Consider the following 21,205-nt stretch of genomic DNA (forward strand, 5'->3'; position numbering starts at 1 on the left):
CAATATAGTTTATCATTCCGATTGGTTGTGTTATTTATATGTAAGTATAAAGAAAAGTGTTCATTTAAAAAATGAGGTGGAAAATTGAAAGACTTACAATTGGCATTTATCAGTAATCGAACGACGAGTCGTTTGTTTCGAATATTGAGTATGATTGAACGAAGACGATTGTTTACGATTGGAGAATTGGCCGAAAAACTGCAAGTGACAGAACGAACGATTGCCAATGATATCAAGTACATCAAAGACTATTTTGATGATTGTATCAGTTTAGATTCAGGAAATAGTGGAATCTTTTTTGAAGAAAAAAAAGCTTCGATGTATCAAGAAAAAAAGCAGAAATTACTTGAGAATGAGTGTCTATTTGAAATCATCGGGAATATTTTTTTAGGAGAATTATCAACAATCGATGAACTTGCCCATCACTATCATTTTTCAGAGAGTACCTTTCGCCGGCTATTGAATCGAACAACCACAGTATTGAAGAGCTATGGACTGCAGTGGGCATCCAACCCGTTGTCGATTGAAGGAAGAGAAGCTAATTTGCGAAAATTCTTCAAAGATTTTTATTATGAAGGAGTAGAAACGCCCTATACGCTTGTTCCTGATATTGAATTACATGAATTGGTTTTAAAAAAATTAAGCAATAAATTGGGCCAAGATGAGGTTGGATCTGGAACTACGCCAGCATCCTTTTATTATACTTTTTATATCGCAATCAAACGTGCAGGACTGGGTTTTTCTATAGAGATTCCAAGAAAATTAGCGAAATTAGCATACAAAGCAAAGAATTTTTCTCTCCTTCATTCTTTGAAAGATGACATCAAGAAACTTTATAAGGTCGAATTATCAAAAGAAGAATTCGCTTGGATTTATTTAGTCACTGTCTGTAAACGTACCCTAGATCATGAAGAATCAGAGAAAAAGTTTTATAAAGATTTTCATGAAGGCACAGAAATTTCTCAACTCACGAATCGATATTTAAAGGAATTTGATTTCCCTAAAAATATTGATCAAAAAATCACAACATTCTTACGCTCGTTTTTTCTATCTAGAAAAATAAATGATTTGTTATCACCTGTGTTAAATAAAGAGGCGATAGAGATAAAAAAAGCAGTCATACGCTCAGATAATGAGAATTATCAGCGGAATTTAGGTTTTTTAAAAAAAGAAAGGAAAAGCTACTCTATTTCTTCAAAATACATGGAAGATATAAGTGTGAGTTTAACGATTTATAGTAATTTGATTTTCGATTTTTATTTACCAAGTAAAACAATTTACTTTCTTCTGGAAGGGGATCATTTTGTTTGTCAACAAATTATAACTCGTGTACGTCAACAATTTGGGAGTAAACATACATTAGTTTTTTTGCCACTTTATTATCTAGCAGAAGAAGTATTGAACGCCGCACATATTGATTTAATTGTGACAAACTACAATCGCTATCTTTTAGATTACATCATTGAGACCGATTTTCTTTTGTTAAAAGCTGTTCCAGATGAACATGATTGGAAACGATTAGAAAGAAAAATAAATCCTTATCGTAAAACTTATAATTAATATTTTTCCACAGTTGCTAATAAAAATAGCGACTGTTTTTTTTCATCTATTTCAGACGTTAATGAAATAGATGATTTTATTTCATTAAAAAATCAATGTAATCTTAGTGAAGTAATAAACATGCAAATTGACTTACAGAATTTTTGAAAAAAGAGTTATCTTCGAGCCCACAAAAAATGACAGTTGATAAAAAGAATGTCTAAACTTTGTTCGCTATAAGTTTCTAATAAGAATAATACAGTAGGTCAAATACTAGGAGGAGTGGTATGAACATAAATAAAATTAGCCGAATCATTGGAAAGTTATTGTTGATCATGATTTTGCTTTTACCCCAGCTCCCATTTCAACTAACCTATGCACATGATTATTCAAGCTCTTCTGATAATCATGAAGTAGCAGCAATTACGGAATATCCAGAAAAGCAAGAAGAATCGGGAAAAAAAGAAAGTGAAGAGGTAAGTAATCGTGCTACTGAATATCGTTTAGAATTAGTTGCAAGCCCTCCCGCTGGAGGCAATCCTGGACGAACTGATTCAGGATCGAGTGTGGTATGGCTTCCGGTAGGAGGAAATTTAGGGAATATGAGGGCATTCCCTAACCCAGGATACCGATTTTTACATTGGGAAGTCGTTTCAGGTCCGATATTTATATTTGATTCAAATAGCGAAGATCTTAGTGTAAACCAAAGGGAAGCTGGAAACTCTGTGATTCGTGCAGTTTTTGAACCAGTTCAAGGTGGAAATATTACTGTAAAGCATGAAGATGAGGCAGGGAATCAATTAGCTGATCCTAGCGTGCTGACTGGTTTAGTTGATCAAACTTATACAACCGCAGCGCTAAGTATTAGTGGTTGGCAATTGAGTAAGACTCCCGAAAATGCCTCTGGGACTTTTAGAGTAGAAGAACAAACGGTTGTCTATACTTACGAGCCTGAACAGAATCTATGGGGAACGGTCCCGTGGTCGTATGAAGAAGGAACTAAAACAATCACATTATATGGTGGAGAAGCTGGCGAAGTAGCAGATGCTCCATGGAAAACCTACTCTTCGGTCAAACAAATCATCGTGGAAGATCAAGTGATACTACCAAAAAATTCAGAGAGTCTGTTTTCAAACTTACAAAATCTGGAAGTAATTGAGAATACTGACAGATTGAATGTTTCAAATGTCGAAAACATGAGGTGGATGTTTTCTAGCACATCAAATCTAAGAGAATTAGATTTACGTAATTGGGATACATCAAATGTAATAAATATGAATTCTATGTTCAATTTCGCAAGTTCTTTGACTGAGTTAGATTTGAATAATTGGAATATATCAAATGTGACCGATATAAGCTATATGTTCAATGGTGCTTCTTTGTTGAAAACGTTACATGTACGTAATTGGAATACGTCGAATGTCACAACTATGAGTAGCATGTTTCAAAATGCAAATTCCTTAATCGAATTGGATATAAGTAACTGGAATACATCGAAGGTAACTAGTACGAGCTTTATGTTCCAATCTGCAAACTCAATCACAGAACTAGATTTAGGAAATTGGAATACCTCAGCTTTACTTTCTACTATGTTTATGTTCAATGGTGCAAATTCTTTAACAAAATTAGATATCAGTAATTGGAATACAGCAAGCTTAAGTTTAGTTGTAGCTATGTTTAATAATACATCTTTAAAGACAATCGTTCTGGGAGAAAAAACGGTTTTCCCACCCACGTCATCAGCTGGTTCGACAAATTTGCCACAGATTGAAATAACTGATCAATATACAGGACGGTGGGTTTTAGAAGAAAGTTTAACGAGCGGAACTGGGGTTATCGCCTTTGAAAACTCAACCGAGTTTATGAATAACTATGATGGCACTTATCCAGGTACGTATATCTGGGAGCCAGTTCCTCCTGAACAACTCATTGCCAAATTTGACCCTGTGAGTGACCAATCTGTAGCGATTCATGGTCATGCCACAGAATCAGTTGACCATTTGACGATTACCTATAAAAACACAGAAGGAAGTACAGTAGTTCTTGAAAAAGATTCTCCTCGCATCGTCTGGGGAGAGTATCAAGATACCCAGGAGAAGGTTCGCTCGTTCCAAATCAATTTGACAGAAAATGAACGGCTTGAAACGGGGTCAACGGTCGAAATCAAACTGTCCAAACCTTCAGGAGACACAACTGGTGATGTAGCAGAAGAGCAAACAGTCATCAAAGGGATTGATTATCGGAGCAATAACTTTACGTTAGATCGTTCTAAGCTCAATGAGTTAGCTACTGTCGAAGCATTACATGCGCTTATTCTTCAAGAAAGTCGTGCACAAGCAAAAAATATCTTATCTGAAGAAGACATGACCAATGATTTTCGCATCGTTGAGACCGATCTTTCGTTAGATAGCGAAGAAGACGGAAGTTACTACGCGATTCTTGAAGTCGGCAATAAAGCGTATCAGATGACGATCGGTATCGATCTGACCTCAAAAGTTGAACATTTGCGGGTAACGATTCCTGTCAAAATGATTTTTGAATCATTGTATGACGAAAAAGAATCAAACCGCCAGTTTGAGAGCCAAACCTATGAGATCCACAACCAATCTTCGGTAGCTATTGATACGTATATCAACCAAGTTGCTATTGATGATTCTGCTGGAATCGTTCTTTTAAAAAAAGGGGAAGATCCACTGGATTATGCAGAAAGTGCAGTGGAAGATCCTAGTTATGAGGATATTACGAAGCCGTTGTTGCGCTTGCATCTCCAAACGCAAGAGACTAAAAAACAGTTATACGCAACGATGTCAGAGCAACATTTGATTCGTTTATCTGAAGGAGATCGTACCCCCCTTTCCTTATCGGGAGAATTTTATGGGAATTATCCACGGTGGGTTGATAACCCTGATATTGAGCAAGGAGGCTATTACGAGCACATGCTCGTGCCTAATTATCGAATCGTGTTACGATTCGTCCCACGAACTTAAAGAAAAAAATAGTTAACAAGGAGGTGAAGCCATTGGAGGAAACGAACCAAGCACAAAATAAAAATAAGCGTAAATGGCTCTTGTGGTTTTTGCTATTTTCTTTGATTGCCGGTGGTCTCGCCTATTATTTCAATCAACCAAAAGATCACGTTCCATTGGTCAGTGCGGATCTTTTACCAGCGGTCAGCGATGCCTCTGATCAACAATTGGCGGATCGAGCGCAAGAAGTAGCCGATGCCAATTATTTTACATTACAAATCAATCCAGAAGCCGTCTTTGAGAACGGACAGAGTGAAGGATCGATCGAGATTGTCAATCCTGGAACGAATGTTTATCCGATCGCAGTAGATATTTCTTTAATGTCTAGTGACGAGCTGATTTATTCTTCTGGTGCCATCTATCCGAACCAATTCGTAGAAAATGTAAAATTGGAAAAACAACTAGCTAAAGGGGAGTATCCCGCTAAAGCCACCGTTAATATTTATGACCCTGAAACAAAAGAAAAACAAGGGGTCACTGAGGCGGAAGTAATGATTATCGTTAAAAACTAAAAAAAAAGAAAATGAGGGAATTTAGATGAAAAAAATAGTAGCAGCACTTCTAAGTACAGCAACAATCGCAGGGATTATGGCAACTGGGACAATCGCTAGAGCGGAGCAAGTGATTGACGGGCGTGAAGGAGAGACGTCAGGAGACGTTCTTGTACGGGGGATCATCGGTGAATTCGATAATACGACACCTGGACCAAATCCTGAGGATTTGGATCAATGGATCAATGTGACGATTCCAACAACCGCCTTATTTTACACAACAAAAGCCTCAAATCATACCACAATTACGTCACCTGAACACACGATTACGAATAATTCTGCTGTTGGCGTGATTGCTTCCGTTTCTGGCGTAGATACACCAACGAATATGGCTGAAGTAGACTCATTGAAAGTGAATACGATTGATTTGTTTGAAGATGGCAAGCCAACAGAAACGGTAGCTGAACTTTTCAGACTCCAAGGAAATCAAGGGACGAATGAAGGAAAATTTACTTTCACTGGTAAAGTCACGCCGGTCAATGCCTCAGCAGAGTTAAACCCAACATTTAAATTAGTTTTGAGTTTCTCTCCTAATGTAGCGTAAAAAAGAATCACTTAAATCCCAAAAAGAATGGATCAATCGTATGCAAAGAAGAATGAAGTTGTTCTATATCACGGGACTATTCTTTATTATCGCTAATGGATTGCTTACTGAGGTAGTTGGTGCAGATACGACAACGGGACAAATCACTGTCACTGGACGAATTGGAGAAGACACTAGCACAGAAAAAAGTGGAACGATCAATGGATCACATGGAAACGAGGACAAGAAGCACACCCTTGTCGCTGATATTTCCGAACTAAAACAAGGGAAGCTACCAAAAACAAACGCTTTGAGCGGTCAGTGTTTCTTGTGGCTTGGCTATTTACTCGTTACCGCCTGGCTTGTTATTTCGACTAGAAAGAATCATCGCTCAGGTAACAAACGTCCGAAAAAGAATAGTTACTAAAAACAAAATAATAAAGAAGAAACAAACCAATAGGTCTCCGTCATTGAAAGGGGCTTATTGGTTTGTTCGTTTCATGGTGGATGTATATGCCGAATGAGCACAACTTCTAGTTGTAAAAACAGAAAAATTCTTGCTTTGCAGAAAAAACATTTTTGATATTCCATTTTGCTTTCAGGTATGATCGCTTTATAAAAGGAAGGCGTGTTAGATATGAAAAAAATTATGCAGCTCAATTTGGTATTTTTTTTAGGAGGAATAATAGGCTTACTCTTTGTACGTTCAACAACAAGTGGAGCGACAATGCATGATTTCCAAACAAATCTTGGAATCGGAGTGAAAGAATCGGTCAATGGGATTTTGCTGGAAGATGGTGAATCATTAGCCGATAACGTCCATCATTTTATCAGTGAAGATGGGGCGTACTATGTCGTAAACAAGGAAAATCGTAAAACAGTGGAGGTAAGAACGTGGTACCAATTTCGAAATGCTATCAATGATCAAAATGTCAGCGTTATCAATGTGTCAGCTAGCTTCAATACGACCTTTCATTCGTTGGATACGATTGATCGCCCATTGACGATCAATTTTATCAATGCTGCTCGTATAGATTTAGAAAATAATCATGCACTCAAGCTGGCAAAGCATTCTACTTTAGAAATCAAAGCGAACGCCAAGTCGCCCATATTTGTTAGTCAAAATCAATTAAAGCAACCATTTATCCAAAGTTCTTATGGGAGTACGATTCGTCTAGAAGGTGAGGTGGTCATCGGAGATGGTTCAACTGAACTGAGAGAGCAACCTTTTATTCGAACAGAAGGATTGATCGAGGTTCCGTCTGGCTCCAATGTAAGGATACATGAAGCAATCGAAGCAAATGATTTATTTGTGATCAACTATAGTCGTTTAGAATTACGCGCACATGAAATCACCCCCATAAAAATGGGGATCAATGGGACGATTAGAGTCGGTGAATTTTCTTCGTTAAAAGTGACGCATGGGGGGAGTCATTCAGTGATCAAAATGACTGGCGGGGAGATTTTTTTTGATAATCCGTACAGTATACATTTAAAACAGACTGGCTTCGGCGGGCTTGTCGCTCCATTGATCGATTCTTCTGCCGTACTCATGGAAATCAATGCCGTGAGAAACGCTTTTTGGGAGAATTATAATATGAGTTTTCGTCCCACCCATGTTTGGAATAGTCAATTACAGACACGACTGGGTGGCCCCCATGGTTCGCAAGTTCTTCGTTCAAATTCAGTTAGTTTTGAAAATCATTTTTTAGGATTTGATTCTTATCGAGAATATACTGCTGGAATGGAGATGTCATTATTTCCTGATACATTCCCGGAGTAACATGATTGAAGTAGAAATCACAACAGCTTTTGAAGAACCTTGAAAGAATCAATTAAAAAATTTCGTATAGTCACGAAAAAACACTTTTGATTCAATGTGAGTTCTTCGTTAATCTTAAATTATCAAATGAATGGAGGAAAGAAAATGAAACGAATGACTCTGATGAGTACCTTATTATTAAGTGGTATGCTCCTTGCTGGCCCAATTTCAGTAACGAATGTCGCTGCAAGTGAAATCGTACCAGAAGCACAATTATTGACAGAAGGCGAAACTGCTGGTGGTGTTTTTCTGAAAGATGGGGAAACATTATCAATGTATGGGGAAACATTTACAAATGATGAGGACGTGGAATTTTTTGTAGATGATCAAAATCGCACAACTGCATCCGTAAGAACATGGTCTGGATTTAGAAGTGCCATCAATAATTCAAATGTGTCAGTAATCAATGTCACTTCAAGTTTCAATAGCGCTTTAACTAGTCTAAACACAGTCAATCGAGCGGTGACAATCAATTTCCTCAATAATTCGACTATCAATATGAATAATAATCATTCCCTACATGTAGGGTTTGGTGGACATGTTCATTTTAACTCTAGCTCGAATCGACCAATTGTTACAAACGGAAACCAAGTCAGACAACCATTTATACAAGGTGTCTCTGGTTCAACAGTAAGTTTTTCTGGGAATACGTTGGTTGTTGGGAATGAACAAACAAGACAGAGACAACAACCATTTATCCGAACAGATGGTCTAGTGCAAATCGACTCTGGCTCCCAAGTGATCATGAATGAAGCCATCGTGGCGAATCAATTGAATGTGATCAACAACGGTAGTTTGACTGTCAATTCGAATATTTTATCACCTGTACAAATTTCAACAAATGGTCGGATGTATGTGGGGGAATTCTCAACATTTAAAGCAGATCATACTGGTGGAGAGCCAGTAGTAAAAGTCCTTGGATCTGGACATTTAACAATTGATAATCCTTACCAAATCCATTTAAGACAAACGGGTTCTGCCGCTTATTCTAGTCCATTGATCCATACGTTAGGAACAAATATCCAGATCAATGCCGTTCGAAATGCTTTCTGGGCGAATAATAATTTTGGACCAACACCGACTCATGCTTGGACAGCTCATCTACAAACACAGTTAAGTGGTGCAAATGGGAGTCAAGTGGTTTCTTCGAACATCAATAGCTTTACACAGAATTTCTTAGGGTTCAATGGTTATCGAGAGTATACTGCTGGAAGTGCTAGTCAGCTGTACCCAGATACATTTCCCTCAACTGAATCAATGAACGACTAACGTTATCACGTTTTTACTCCCTCAAAGATTATTTCAATTTGAGGGAGTTTTTTTGTCTTAAAAATCGATACATATTTGCAAATCTAAACAACAAGCATTTCATGATACAGGTGCTGATAAAATAATCGTAAGCCAAGGTTAGGAGTAATCGTAGACATAGTTAAAATCTGCTTAGCAAAGACCCATTCGAAAGGCCATTGGAGTATGGTGGATTTATCATTCGCATATGGATGAGGGAAAGCTCGTTTTGTCAGCTAAAAAATATTGATTGATGATTTTCGGATTGATTTTTTCGAGCAAGCGATTCCAATCAGAAGCAGAAGGAATAGACCGAAAAAGAATACATTCTGTTACTTCTTGGAATTCTTCTACATGTTCAGGATGATTAGTGATCAAAAAATCAATCTTGTTTTTAAGAAGATAGTTCTTGTTTACTTCACTAGCGTTTGGATAGAACACACATTGATATTCCATAAAATATTTATTCGATATGGCTTCAATGAACTGTATGACATGATTATTGCCTTCAAAAAGAAAGGCAATATTTTTTTTGTTTTTCCAGTAGCGTTCTCGAATGGTTTCAACGTAGATCACTAGGCTAGAAGCGAAATCTACTAAAAAGTCATGAGAGTATAGCGAATGATAAGCCGAGCTGTTTTCTAGAAAATATTGGTACTTACGACACTCATTCGGGAAGATTTTTTTAATAAATCGATTGATATCTTGCGTATTTCGATTAGCAGAAATGCACAAATATTCTTTCAGTTTCGCGGTTGTAAAAAAAGATTCTAAAAAGATCAGATTGACGAGCTTATTTTCATCGCTACAGTCTAATATCTCTAGAAACTCTTTTGCAAGTCGTTTGCTTTCTGGCCACTGATTGTATGTTGAACAAAATTGTTTTTCAACAATGATATCACTCATTTTTCTCTGTGTAATAATGCTACAGAATAAGAAAATCAGTTCATCTTCAGGCAAACGGATGCCGTAATATTTTTCAATTACGTCATTTATTTTTTCGGCATGTACTTGTTGCATCCGATCAGTCAGGACACAGCGTAAGTGGTTATTTACGTTCACAGTATTTCCCTGCATGAATCGCTCAACCGAGATATAAAGTAAGTAAGTGTATAAGAAAAATGAGGTATTTCGATAGAAGTCATTCTTATACAGACAACTGATTTCATTCACCGCTTGCTGAGCGGAAACAGAAGGGAAGATGGTGTGCGGAGTGATTTCAGATTCATAAAAGAACGTGCAAAAAAAATGTCGTATATCTGCTTCTTGACCAATGATATTTACGGGATCATGCGTGATATCCAAATCAAAATGAACTAACTGTGATTGGATTTTTTTGAGGTATTTCAAGAGGGTCGTTTTAGAGAGATGTAACTGATCGGACCAATCGTCAAGGGTATATAATTCAGCAAAAAAAATTTTCTCAAGAATTAAAAAAAGTGGCTCGTTCTCAAGTAAAGCAGTTTTTTTCTCTTCGTAAGTAACTAATTTTAATTGTTTGAATACATACCCCTGATGGGTAGATTCAATCGTGATCGAATCTTCAAAATAATCTCGGATCTGACAGATATCTTTACCAATTGTTCTAGAAGTGCTCTCAGTAAGTATTGCTAAGTCATTCGCGTTGCAACAAGCATTCTTTTCAAATTCATTGAGGATTTGAAGCCATCGTATCAGTGGTTTATTGGTAATGAAATTCAGTTGGAATGTTTTCAATGTACCCACCTCTCATAGATCAGTTTAGTTTAGGGTAGTTGATTCTTTGTTTTAGGTGTAGCTAATTTTAAGTAAATTATATCTATTAAGTATAATTAGTAAATAGTAATAATTTCAGAGTATGGTGAAAAACGCTAATTGCGAAAGAATGCGTGTGTTGTTTAAAGTATATAATGTACTCTTCTAAAAAACAAACTTGAGTCATAAAAATGTTATTTAGAAGAAAATAAATGTAGTTACCTAGAATAGGAGGAATGAAATAAATGTGAAAAAGAAGCCTTGGTATTTGTTATGGACCATTTTATTGTTTCTTGGGATGCTTCATCAACCAGTTCAAGTCTTTGCGGCAGAAGGCTCCTCTGTAGAAACGAATAAGAATGTAGGGTTTTACGGAGAAATCGATTATGAAGGGGACCCTAAACCACAACCACCTTCTGAAGAGCAGGCGCAACCCTCAGATAGAGACGAATATGTACAGGTAAATGGACAATTACCAAAATTAAATCAAGTGATACCAAGTTACGGGTTGCTGGGTCTACTAATTCTTTTATGGGTCATTCGAACTTGGTTAAAACGAAGAGATAAGAAAATAAACGAGCAAGTCGCACTATCAAGTAGATGTTTTACAAAAAAATAAAACAAATAGGGAGAACGAATAAATGAAAGCATTAAAACTAGTATCAATGTCAGTGTTATTAGCAAGTCTAGCAACAGGAAGTATGGTTGTTCATGCAGACAATACAGATCAGGATGGAACACTAAAAACGAATGGACAGATTCAATATCGTGAAGCGGATGAGGACAACGGTGAAACAATTGATCCAAACCCGGGACCAGAAGAAGTCATCGTACCTCCTACTCAAGATGGTGCTTTTGCAATTGCATATGTTGGTGATTATGATTTTGGTTTACGTCAAAATTCAGCATTAGATCAATCTTATCCAGCTGCCGCTTGGTGGTTTGACATCGATGAAGAATCAACTGATTTTCCTAATCCTGATATGAATAGCCCATGGGTCAATGAAGCGACAAAACAAGCTGCACGTGCACAATTTGCTCAAGTACGTGACTTACGTGAAGACCTAACAGGTTGGAACCTGGCATTGAAACAAGAAGCACAATTTACGAATGGGGAAAGAAGCTTAAATGGTGCTCAAGTCAAGTTTGCGAATGGGACAGCTCAAAATACAAGTGACGAATTACCAACGATAAATTCAGGTTTCACGTTGATTCCGGAAAATAGCCGCGTGATCATGACTGCCGGAAGCAACATAGGCTATGGACTAAGTACTGCCATGTGGGGAGATAAAACCAACTTAGTGCAAGACAGTGAAGTAGATGGAGGATTGGCTAATCCTTCTGTACAATTAAGTGTACCTGGCACAACACGTACAGATGCTAATTCCAAATATACGACTAATTTATTATGGACATTGTCTGCAACACCGGCAAATATCAATTAACTAGCTAGAGATTTGAAAGGTTGATAAAAAACAACGATGCAGTCAGCATCGTTGTTTTTTAGAAAGGAGATAACTATGCCTTTATTTAACAAGTTTACAGCATCTTTTCTGGTTATGCTTTATGTAATGATCGGGTTTGTTGGTTTTTCTCAAGAGGTATTTGCCAATGGTGAACTAAATTTTAGTGTTCGCACAATTACGCCTGAAAGTCAATTTGGGGATGATAAAGGCTACTTTGATGTGGAATTGCAACCAGGAGAAACAGAAGAACTCACGTTAGTGGTGAAAAATGTTAGAAATATCCCGATCGATCTCTCGATCACAGCTCATACTGCCTACACAAATATCAATGGTGTGGTTGAATATGGCGGAGAAACTGACCAGCCCGATCCTACATTAAAAGTGGAAATGAAGGACTTACTGGATGTCGAAGATGAACCCATTCGTTTAGAAGCAGGAGAGGAAAAACGGATCGTTACAACCCTCACTATGCCTCAGGATGAGGTAGAAGGATTATTAGCCGGTGGCTTACAACTAAGCGAAGTGACACAAGAAGAAGAGGAAGAGGATTCTGAGGATAAAGGAATGCAGATCATCAATTCTTTTTCTTATGTAATTGGTGTCGTAGCGAGTAATGATCGTACACAAACGATTGTTCCAGAATTGGCGCTTTTAGATGTATTTGCGGATCAAATAAATTATAGAAACGCTTTTAGTGCGACGATTCAGAATTTCTTACCTACTTTTGTGAATGAACTAAGTGTGGAAGCCTCGATACGTAGAGAAGGATCTGATACGATTTTATATCGAGCATCAGAGGAGATGATGCAAATGGCACCTAACTCCAATTTTAATTTTCCAATCTCACTCAATGGCGAACGTTTTAGAAGCGGGACATATGTGCTGAATATGACGGCTCGCTCTGGCGAACATGAATGGACTTGGGAAGAAACTTTTGATGTGACAGCAGACGAAGCAAGACGCTTGAACCAATCAGATGTTTCCGTTAAAGATACCAACTGGTGGTTGATTGCAGCAATCGTTCTAATCGTGATCATTATTAGTGTACTCGCCTATACGACATACAAAAATAAGAAAAAAGCAAAACTAATGCAAGAAAAATACATGGATACACTTTCAGAAAATAAAACAGATGACTAGAGGAGGAGGACCAATGCGTCAAAAAGTATGTAAAATGATGACTAAAATAAGTATTTCAATCTTTGCACTATATACTTTGGGTATACCTTTCCTCGCTGTTGCGGAGACAATCGATCAAGGGAGTCAACCTATAAACACGCCGAACAGTAATAGTCAATCAACAGAATCAGCTGAAGTGAAGGATACCCAGTCACTGGCACCCGCTTTTTCTTTGGAGCAAGCGGTAATAAAGGGAACTGAAAAGACGGTAACTGCCCTTTCGTTTATAAGTACAGAAGAAGTGGATAACGTGGCAATCAAACTTCCGTCAACTGCTGAGATCATTGAAGATGAATTGTCATCAGGGATGAGTAGCAGTTATGATGAAACGTTCGACCAGTGGCTCTTATCATCAGAAACTCCGAAAAAGGAATTTACCGTACCTGTGATGTTTGCAGAAGTAGGAACCTATTCAGTAACTGTAGGAGAAGTGGCAACTGTTAAAGTAGAAATCACGAAGGCTGAGCCGAACCATTCTTCAGGAGAAGAAAAGTCAGAAAACGACGAACCAAAGGAAGAAAGAAATCGCTCGGAAGAGAAACAGGACGAAGAAATTCAAGGAGCAACGGTACCGGTTTCGACTCGTGCAGAATTTTTAAGTGCACTCGCCAATCCAGAGGTTTCTATCATCAATTTGGAACGTTCGATCGATATAGGCTCAGTTATCAGTCCAGAAAACTTGGACATTGATCGTTCACTAAAAATCAATGGGCAAATGAATACTTTGAATATCGGCACCGGACAAGTGCGTTTATTGACGACTACTGAGAGCAAAACTTTAAGAATTGAAAATACTTTTCTTAATAAAACAGATACCAATCCCTTTGTTATCGGGCAATCGTCTGGTGAAAATTGGACCCTTCAAATGGAAGATGTTTCAAGAGACAGCTCATCGATCAATTATTTTAGAGTAGCTGATATCTCAAGCGCAGTGGTACGAATAACTGGCGGTGGGTTAACCATAGATAATAGGATCAATCTACCAGGCGCGCTTTTTACGACAAAAGAATTTATCGTAGAAAATCAGGCAGTCGTGAAGCTAGGGAATACTCAAAATTCTGCGTTGGCATTTACGAGTACGAATGCAAAACTGACCGTCGCAGATGGAGCAGAACTGTTTATTACGAACAGTGGAACAACCGCTTTGCAAAATTCCGTCTATTTTACGGGAAGCAATGCGACAGTTTCTGTGAAAAACAACGGTAACTTACAAATACAAGCGGATGGTGCAGCATCTACTTCGACAGACGCTACAAGTAGGAATGCGCTCTCGATGACAGGGAATCAATCGAGCATTGAGCTGGAAAATGGAAGGTTAAATGCGACAACTACAGGTGGACAGGCAATTATCATGACAGGGGAAAACCCAACAATCGATGTGGCATCAGGTAGTCAATGGCAAAGTCAATCGAATACAGCGCATTCCATCAACCTTACAGGTGCAAATGGCGCATTCAACATAGCTAAATCAACGGCAGTAATCCAATCGACTACAGGAAATAGTCTAGTCATGTCTGGAAACGATGCAACTTTTGAAGTAAGTGACGCAAGTAATGTAACAATCAACTCTAGTACAGGCAATCGGCTGACAATGACTGGTATAACGCCGACAATGACGATTAATGACAGTGATTTGAAGATGACTGCGACAACCGGGGCAGGTATTCGATTGTTGAATCAAGAAGCGATGTTAACTGTTGATAATAGTGCTGTTGCTATTACAAATACAGGGAACCGAACCGAGGATATCAATCAACTCGGCACCACCACATTAGGTAAAAATTCTACGTTACGTATGCAAAATGGTGCAACGCTAGACGTGCAAGGTGCGTTAGTATCTACCGCAGGTGCGAATAGTTTGATTGGACTTTACGGGGAAGAGTCAAAAGCGACTCTTTCAGAAAATGCTCAACTGAATCTGACAGTCAACAGTGGAACAGGCAATGGCATATATTTACAAGGAAAGAAAGCGGGTATTACATTTGCAGATTCTAAGGCTGACATACAGACCGTGACAGGAAGAGCAGTGGAACTATCTGGGGCTGAGCCATCTGTCCATTTAGATAGAAGTGACTTGACAACGAAATCAACAAGTACCGGTGGAGCTGTTCTTCTGACGGGTGAAACTAGTTTATTTACCCTAGATAACCAAAGTAATATGAGTGTAGAAAATGAAGGCGGAGCAATTGCTAATGTCTCTCTTCAAGGAAATCAAGCAAAAATGGTTGTTGACAACCAATCACAACTATCTGTCGCAGTTCCAAGTACTAATTCTGCTGACACCGTCATAACGAATAATAGTATCTATTTAAAAGGAAATGCTCCTACTATGGAAATTACTCGAGGAGCTAGCGTGGATGTATTGGTCCGCTCGGGTACGAAGAGAGGGATTCGCTTAGACGGTGCGAATGCTGTTTTATCACTTAATCAAGGCGGAAAGTTAACTGCGGAAACGCAAGCAGCGACAGCGATACAGTTGAATGGTGATTATGTCAAACTCCTCGCAGAGAATAAAGAGACAAGTATCAATGCGAAAAGTAACTATATCGCAACAACTGTAAATGGTGTATCCACTGTGAAGTTAGGCGAAGAAGAAACAGAAAAAATTGGGCGTGAGCCAATTGTAGGAGCATCCGATTCAGCAAATATCACACTTTGGGCGAACTCATCCTCTGCATTAGTCTTGCAAGGCATCAATGGACAGTTCAATGTAAATAGCAAGGCGACATTAAAGTTAGATTCAGGTCCTTCTGGACAACTTGAAGCAAATAATGCGAATGCTACTTTAAGATTCTTACGTTCCGGTCCAAATAATACAGGAACGACGCACGGTGGCTATCAATTTAATATCAATGGTGGGGATATGACCGTGACTAAGAGAAAAGGTAACGCAGGGGGGGCGGCGCAAATGGCGCCAGCAATCCGGATGTGGGGCAGTAATAATCAAGTGACTGTTAGTAATGCGGGGCGATTGTTAGTAGTCAATGAGGGGACTGGTATTGCTCATAATGGGAATACAGGTGGTGGAAACCAAGGAATCCATTATACTGCTGGATCAAATAATGGGTTTTCTGTCAATGATCCGGGTTCAGAAGTAAGAATCTATGCGAATGATGGTCCCGCATTGGATATGAGTGATGCGACAGTAGCCGGTGGAAATACAGCCGGTGGAAATGGTGAGATCAGAGTGAGTAATTTAGGTTATTTTGAAGCTTCCGGTCGTACGGCAAGCGCAAATGCAGGTATTTTTCGTGGTCGTTCAACTACTGTGAATTTCGATAATCCGCTATTTATGGACTATCGGAATAATCGTGTAGGTGGCGGGAATATTTTTAGTAATATTGCGAGCTCCACTTTAACTGCTACTGCAAGTGATTTTGCTGTTTGGAAAGATGGTACAGACTTAGATGCCGATCCGTATCTTCACTCGAACAATATGGATTATACATTCTCTGGCACTAACTTTTCTACGCTCACTTCAATGGAACCAGCAGAACGTTTCGATTTTGAAGCATTTGGCTCAGCGGGCTTGACTTCTTATTCTCGACTCAGCTCAAACAATGCACGTTGGGCAATCGTGAATGAATTGAGAGTACCGACAAATGCGGATAAAAAAATCCACGGGTTGATCCGTATGCCAGTTGGTCTCCATGACAGCCGCCCCGCGTGGCAAGATGAAGTGAAGGTAACTGTGGAAATCGAAAGAGATGGGGCAGTGATTCAGACATACGAAACCTTGACACATGGTCACACAGCGGAAAAACCAGGTATTAGTATCTATGATGAAGAGCCACAAGGCGGCGTTTTTGAAATCGAACTTGACGAATATTTACAAGCAGGCGATCTTGTACGTATAACAGATGTTGAGGTTTTAGCAGGTGAAATGGAAGGCGATTTTCAAAATGTGTATGAAGTGGAAGATGTCACCGTATTTCCTATCATACCACCTTCACCTGCGACTTTCTCCAATCATTTAGTTCCGGCAAATGCGCGGGTTATTTCAGGTCATTCCGACGATCCTGAGGTAGAGGTTACGGCGACTCATAATGGAGAAACAATCGATCCTACACTCATTACCATAGATGATAAAGGGGATATCAGGATTGCTGTTGAGAAGTTAAATTTAGCAGTAGATGATGTCATCCAAGTCTTCTTAAGAGATCACCAAGGTTCTGCTAGTGAAGCTGGTGTCATGAATCCACCAGAGACGAATAATCACGTAGGAAACATCAATCCGAAAACGCCATTAGCATTTCGGGATGCAACGTTTGTTCCTGCTACCACATTGATTGTCGGTGGTATGGTCGATGGAGAGCTAACGATCGATCAAGCAAGTAATTGGGACTTTGGGACCCAACCGCTTACGACTAAAACACAAACGTACCATGCATTACCGAGTCAGGTAGGCGGTACGGCGCAAGGAACTTCCAGACCGAATTTTGTTCAGGTGACAGATGAGCGACCGGTATCAGAAATAAGTGGCTGGAGTTTGTTCATCAAACAAGAAGAACAATTTTCTAATCAAAAAACAGGTGAATTGAAAGGTGCCCAACTTAGTTGGAAAAATGGACAAGCCATTTCAAGCACTGGAGAAATCGGCAATGAAGATAATTTAGGTATCATCCGCACGAGTGGGATCTTGATTCCTAATAATAATAGTATTCAATTGATCGATGCAAATCTATTCATAGAGAAGCAGACATGGTTTTATAATTTTGGGGATGATTCGAATAAAGAGAGCAGTATCTTTCTAAATGTGCCGAATACAGCAAATGCAAAAGCAACAAACTATACGACGCACATCAATTACTCGTTTCAAGCCACTCCTAAAAATCGAATAGAATGAACCAGTCAGTGGTGATTAAAATTGACTGGAAATGAAAAAAATAAAAAGGAATTCAATTGATCGGTACATTAAGGTCAATTGAATTCCTTTTTTAGATGTAAGATGTAGCAAGTGATGATTATAAGTATAAATTCACTGAAAGAGTCGTCCGAAGACCATCTACTCCGAATCGGTGGAGTTGTATTTACTTGTTTGGATCACTACATTATGCAGTAGAAAAAATGAATAACTGTAAGTTTTACTAATGTTGCGTTCTAAATTTTTGTAATAATTGAGGATCAATTTTATTTAGTAATTTTTTCCAATCTGAGGCATCAGGTACTGTTTTTAATAAAAGACATTCAAGACCTAACGAAGAAAATGTCAAGTATTCATTGTAATTCGTGACTAAGAGATTGATCTCATGATTTTCAATATAAGAGGCGCATAGCTCATTTGGACGAAGAAAGTAGATATTTTGAAATCCCCCTAAATATTTTCGAACTAAGGCTTCGAGATGTTGACTGATATACTCATTTCCTTCAAAAATAAATGCGATATTCGTAGGGTTTTTCCAATATTTTTCTTTGATTGACTCAGTGAATATCGTTAAACTAGCACAGATATCATCCAAATGATCATCAGAGAACAAATGATGGAAGGAGGGATTTTTTTCTAAAAAAGCTCGATTTTTTTTATATTCATTGCTAAACAAGGTTTTGGCATACTCATTTGTATCTTGGATATTTTTATTTCCGCTTTTAGACAATAGACTACGTAGCTTGATGGACGTGAAAAAAGATTCTAATAAGATTAACTCGTGTGCTTGTGTGTGCGTATTTCTCTTGATCATTTGATAATAGCTACTTGTAAGCGCTATTATTAGTGGCCATCGATTATACCTTTCACAAAAATATTTTTCCTGTTTCGGATTTTCGATACCTCTACGGCATAAAACAGAACTAAAAATAAAAATGGCTTCTTCTTGTGTTAGGTCAATATTAAAATAATCCTTCACAATCGAATATGCAGGTGAAAGTCGGTGAAACTCTGGATCATTAAGGACAATATCTTTTAATTCAGGGTCGAGTTCCACCATACAACCACATAATATCCGTTCAATAGAGAGGTATAATAAATAACTAAAATAACCAAATGAAGAAACTTTTTGATTAGGACGCTCCAATAGGTTAACAATTTTAATCACTACTTCTTGCGTCGCAATTGATGGAAAAACCGTGTGGGGTGTAATATCTGATTCGTAATAGAAAGCAAAATAAAAATTTCGAATATTGGCTTCTGATCCGATCAAATTGACGGGATTTAGCTCAAGGGTGATATTGAATTCTTTTACTTGATCTGCAATTTTTTTAACGTACGTGATCATCGTGCTCTCAGAGATATGAAAGTAATCTGCCCAATCATAAATAGACTGAAGTTCGTTGAAAAAAATTTGTTCAAGAATAATAAAGAGTGGTTCATCTTCGAGAATCGCTCTTTTTTTTTCTAGGTAGGTTTCTGAAGAATGGATGTTTAAAGAATAACCTTGTTTCGAGGATTGAATATCCGCGACGTTCTCGAAATATTCTCTCAAATAATTGATGTCGTTGACTAATGTCCTGGCTGTACTGTTTGTCATGCCAATCAGTTGGGCTGTCGTACAGATTCCAGTAGACTCTAACTCTTTCAAGATTTGGAACCAACGTAATTTTACTTTATCTGTTATAAAATTTAATTGAAAATTTTTCAATAGAACTTTTACCTCCTATCTAAATCTTTCTAGGGAATAGAAAATAGAGCATAGGCTTGCATCCATTGCGAAAGTTAAAGATATATTTTTGGAATTTTCCAATTTCTTATTTGTTAACAAGTGAGATAGAAATTCAAAAAAAGCTAGAATATTTTCAGATGTATATTTTTAATAAAAGAGTAAAGGAGAATTGCTTTTATCATAGTATTCATTTAGTTAGGAGCTCATTAGATCTAAGTTTCTTATATGTTGAATATGAGAGTAATGTTCAAATTGAGTAGTGGACATTCATATAAATTAAAAGTAACTTATGTTATCTTTTGAGTGAAAAGTTAACGTTTTTTATTTGCTTATTAGAGCGTTCGATTTTACATGGTTATTTTAATCAGTATCAAATGAGTTGGTTTTACTTCTATGATCAGTTTTTGATAGTGGTTCAAAGTGTTCAGTAGATAAACGAGCTACTAATACCATTAATTACCGGATATTCGTCCTTTCTATTTTTTTTTAGCAATCCACTTTTGCACTAGCGTAAGGTTAAAAAACAAATCGCTTTCAGATTGATAATTAATATTACCTAATAACTATATTAAAATAACTTAATGATAACAATTTATAAATTTCAGAAAACTATGAAATTATTCAATTGAAGTATTATTTGAATACTGTAAAATTGCATGAAGAAGTTAGAAATTAGGAGTGTTATTAGTTCAATTTGTTTGTTAATTATTGCGACGAAAGAGGCTTGTTCTTAAGGTAGTCTCACATAAACAATTTTAAGTAATGGGAAAAACTGATTTGGATCTAGTAAGATGTTCTCTGCATTAAATGTTATTATGAAACACATCAAATATAGAATCTGTTACTTTCATTAATGAGTAAATATAAAAATAATCTGTGAAGAAAGATATATTTTTTTGTAATTATTTTCTTGAGTGAAGTATCAAAATGTAAGCGTAATTAAATTTAGTGAATCTGACAAATAAATCTTAAAAGAAACATTAATGTGGTTTTTAATGTTTTAAGGAGGGAGCGAATGGAAACGAAAAGAATTGAAACGCCTGAAGAATACTTGGCCTATTATGATCAGAGAGTAATCAATCATTCTTTTATCAGTAAACATCCAGAAATGTTTGAATTTTATCTTGATTTACGAACAAAATTCCTAATGACTTATCAGCAAACAGATGCCACTCTTTTTCTGAAATTAGCAATATTATTAGATATTGATGCACAGCTACAGATCCTATTAGAATTGATCAAAAGTACAAACAAAAGTTTATGTGAAGAATTAGGGATGACAGAATCAGAAATCATTTCAATGATCGCCAAAGATAAAAAATGTTTTTACAGAGAACTAACAGGTCTTGACATGAATCACTCAGTACCATGGCAGTTGATTTATCTTAGTGAATCTTGAGGAAGCTTGATTGCTCTCATTAAGGTAGAAAAAATTCAACGAACTAGTCGCAGGTAAAAAAACAAAGGTCGGGACAAGAGAAG

The 21,205-nt window shown here is 37.5% G+C and carries 14 protein-coding genes; 12 read left to right on the forward strand and 2 right to left on the reverse strand.

Going from position 1 to position 21,205, the window contains the following annotated elements; genetic code table 11:
• The first annotated feature begins 84 nt into the window (after positions 1 to 84).
• From IGJ99_RS02745 to IGJ99_RS02775, 7 genes are all read left to right on the forward strand, one after another.
• Positions 85 to 1,560, forward strand: coding sequence for a helix-turn-helix domain-containing protein (locus IGJ99_RS02745; RefSeq protein WP_438770558.1), 1,476 nt, complete (start codon positions 85 to 87; stop codon positions 1,558 to 1,560).
• 266 nt (positions 1,561 to 1,826) lie between these two features.
• Complete coding sequence (locus IGJ99_RS02750) at positions 1,827 to 4,526, forward strand: BspA family leucine-rich repeat surface protein (RefSeq protein ID WP_438770559.1); 2,700 nt, start codon at positions 1,827 to 1,829, stop codon at positions 4,524 to 4,526.
• A gap of 32 nt (positions 4,527 to 4,558) precedes the next feature.
• Positions 4,559 to 5,077, forward strand: a complete 519-nt coding sequence (locus tag IGJ99_RS02755; RefSeq protein WP_194179904.1) for a hypothetical protein — start codon at positions 4,559 to 4,561, stop codon at positions 5,075 to 5,077.
• 25 nt (positions 5,078 to 5,102) lie between these two features.
• On the forward strand, positions 5,103 to 5,660 hold the full coding sequence (locus IGJ99_RS02760; RefSeq protein ID WP_194179903.1) for a hypothetical protein: 558 nt from the start codon (positions 5,103 to 5,105) through the stop codon (positions 5,658 to 5,660).
• Positions 5,661 to 5,712: 52 nt separating this feature from the next.
• A complete protein-coding gene (locus IGJ99_RS02765; RefSeq protein WP_438770560.1) occupies positions 5,713 to 6,066 on the forward strand; it encodes a hypothetical protein in 354 nt (117 codons plus the stop codon).
• Positions 6,067 to 6,276: 210 nt separating this feature from the next.
• A complete protein-coding gene (locus tag IGJ99_RS02770) occupies positions 6,277 to 7,422 on the forward strand; it encodes a pectate lyase-like adhesive domain-containing protein (RefSeq protein WP_438770561.1) in 1,146 nt (381 codons plus the stop codon).
• A 144-nt stretch (positions 7,423 to 7,566) separates the two neighbouring features.
• Entirely contained in the window at positions 7,567 to 8,730 is a 1,164-nt protein-coding gene (locus tag IGJ99_RS02775; protein ID WP_023519158.1) for a hypothetical protein, read from the forward strand.
• Between the two features lie 216 nt (positions 8,731 to 8,946).
• Here IGJ99_RS02775 and IGJ99_RS02780 read toward each other — a convergent pair whose 3' ends face one another.
• Positions 8,947 to 10,464: a helix-turn-helix domain-containing protein gene (locus IGJ99_RS02780; protein WP_023519159.1), complete on the reverse strand. Its 1,518-nt coding sequence runs from the start codon at positions 10,462 to 10,464 to the stop codon at positions 8,947 to 8,949.
• Positions 10,465 to 10,729: 265 nt separating this feature from the next.
• Here IGJ99_RS02780 and IGJ99_RS02785 point away from each other — a divergent pair, with 265 nt between their 5' ends.
• From IGJ99_RS02785 to IGJ99_RS02800, 4 genes are all read left to right on the forward strand, one after another.
• Positions 10,730 to 11,101 carry a hypothetical protein gene (locus IGJ99_RS02785; RefSeq protein WP_023519160.1) on the forward strand — a complete coding sequence of 124 codons (372 nt, stop codon included), beginning with the start codon at positions 10,730 to 10,732 and terminating at the stop codon, positions 11,099 to 11,101.
• Between the two features lie 22 nt (positions 11,102 to 11,123).
• On the forward strand, positions 11,124 to 11,927 hold the full coding sequence (locus tag IGJ99_RS02790; protein WP_010736239.1) for a WxL domain-containing protein: 804 nt from the start codon (positions 11,124 to 11,126) through the stop codon (positions 11,925 to 11,927).
• Positions 11,928 to 12,002: 75 nt separating this feature from the next.
• Positions 12,003 to 13,088 carry a DUF916 and DUF3324 domain-containing protein gene (locus IGJ99_RS02795; RefSeq protein ID WP_153830450.1) on the forward strand — a complete coding sequence of 362 codons (1,086 nt, stop codon included), beginning with the start codon at positions 12,003 to 12,005 and terminating at the stop codon, positions 13,086 to 13,088.
• 13 nt (positions 13,089 to 13,101) lie between these two features.
• Positions 13,102 to 17,973: a WxL domain-containing protein gene (locus IGJ99_RS02800; RefSeq protein WP_438770562.1), complete on the forward strand. Its 4,872-nt coding sequence runs from the start codon at positions 13,102 to 13,104 to the stop codon at positions 17,971 to 17,973.
• A gap of 241 nt (positions 17,974 to 18,214) precedes the next feature.
• On the opposite strand, the gene IGJ99_RS02805 is transcribed toward IGJ99_RS02800, so the two are convergent.
• Complete coding sequence (locus IGJ99_RS02805) at positions 18,215 to 19,702, reverse strand: helix-turn-helix domain-containing protein (protein ID WP_438747627.1); 1,488 nt, start codon at positions 19,700 to 19,702, stop codon at positions 18,215 to 18,217.
• Between the two features lie 1,036 nt (positions 19,703 to 20,738).
• Here IGJ99_RS02805 and IGJ99_RS02810 point away from each other — a divergent pair.
• Positions 20,739 to 21,122, forward strand: a complete 384-nt coding sequence (locus IGJ99_RS02810) for a DUF7006 family protein (protein ID WP_019724361.1) — start codon at positions 20,739 to 20,741, stop codon at positions 21,120 to 21,122.
• Positions 21,123 to 21,205: the final 83 nt, after the last annotated feature.

The sequence above is a fragment of the Enterococcus sp. AZ095b genome (assembly GCF_051714725.1).
GTDB classification, from domain to species: Bacteria; Bacillota; Bacilli; order Lactobacillales; family Enterococcaceae; genus Enterococcus_B; species Enterococcus_B pernyi.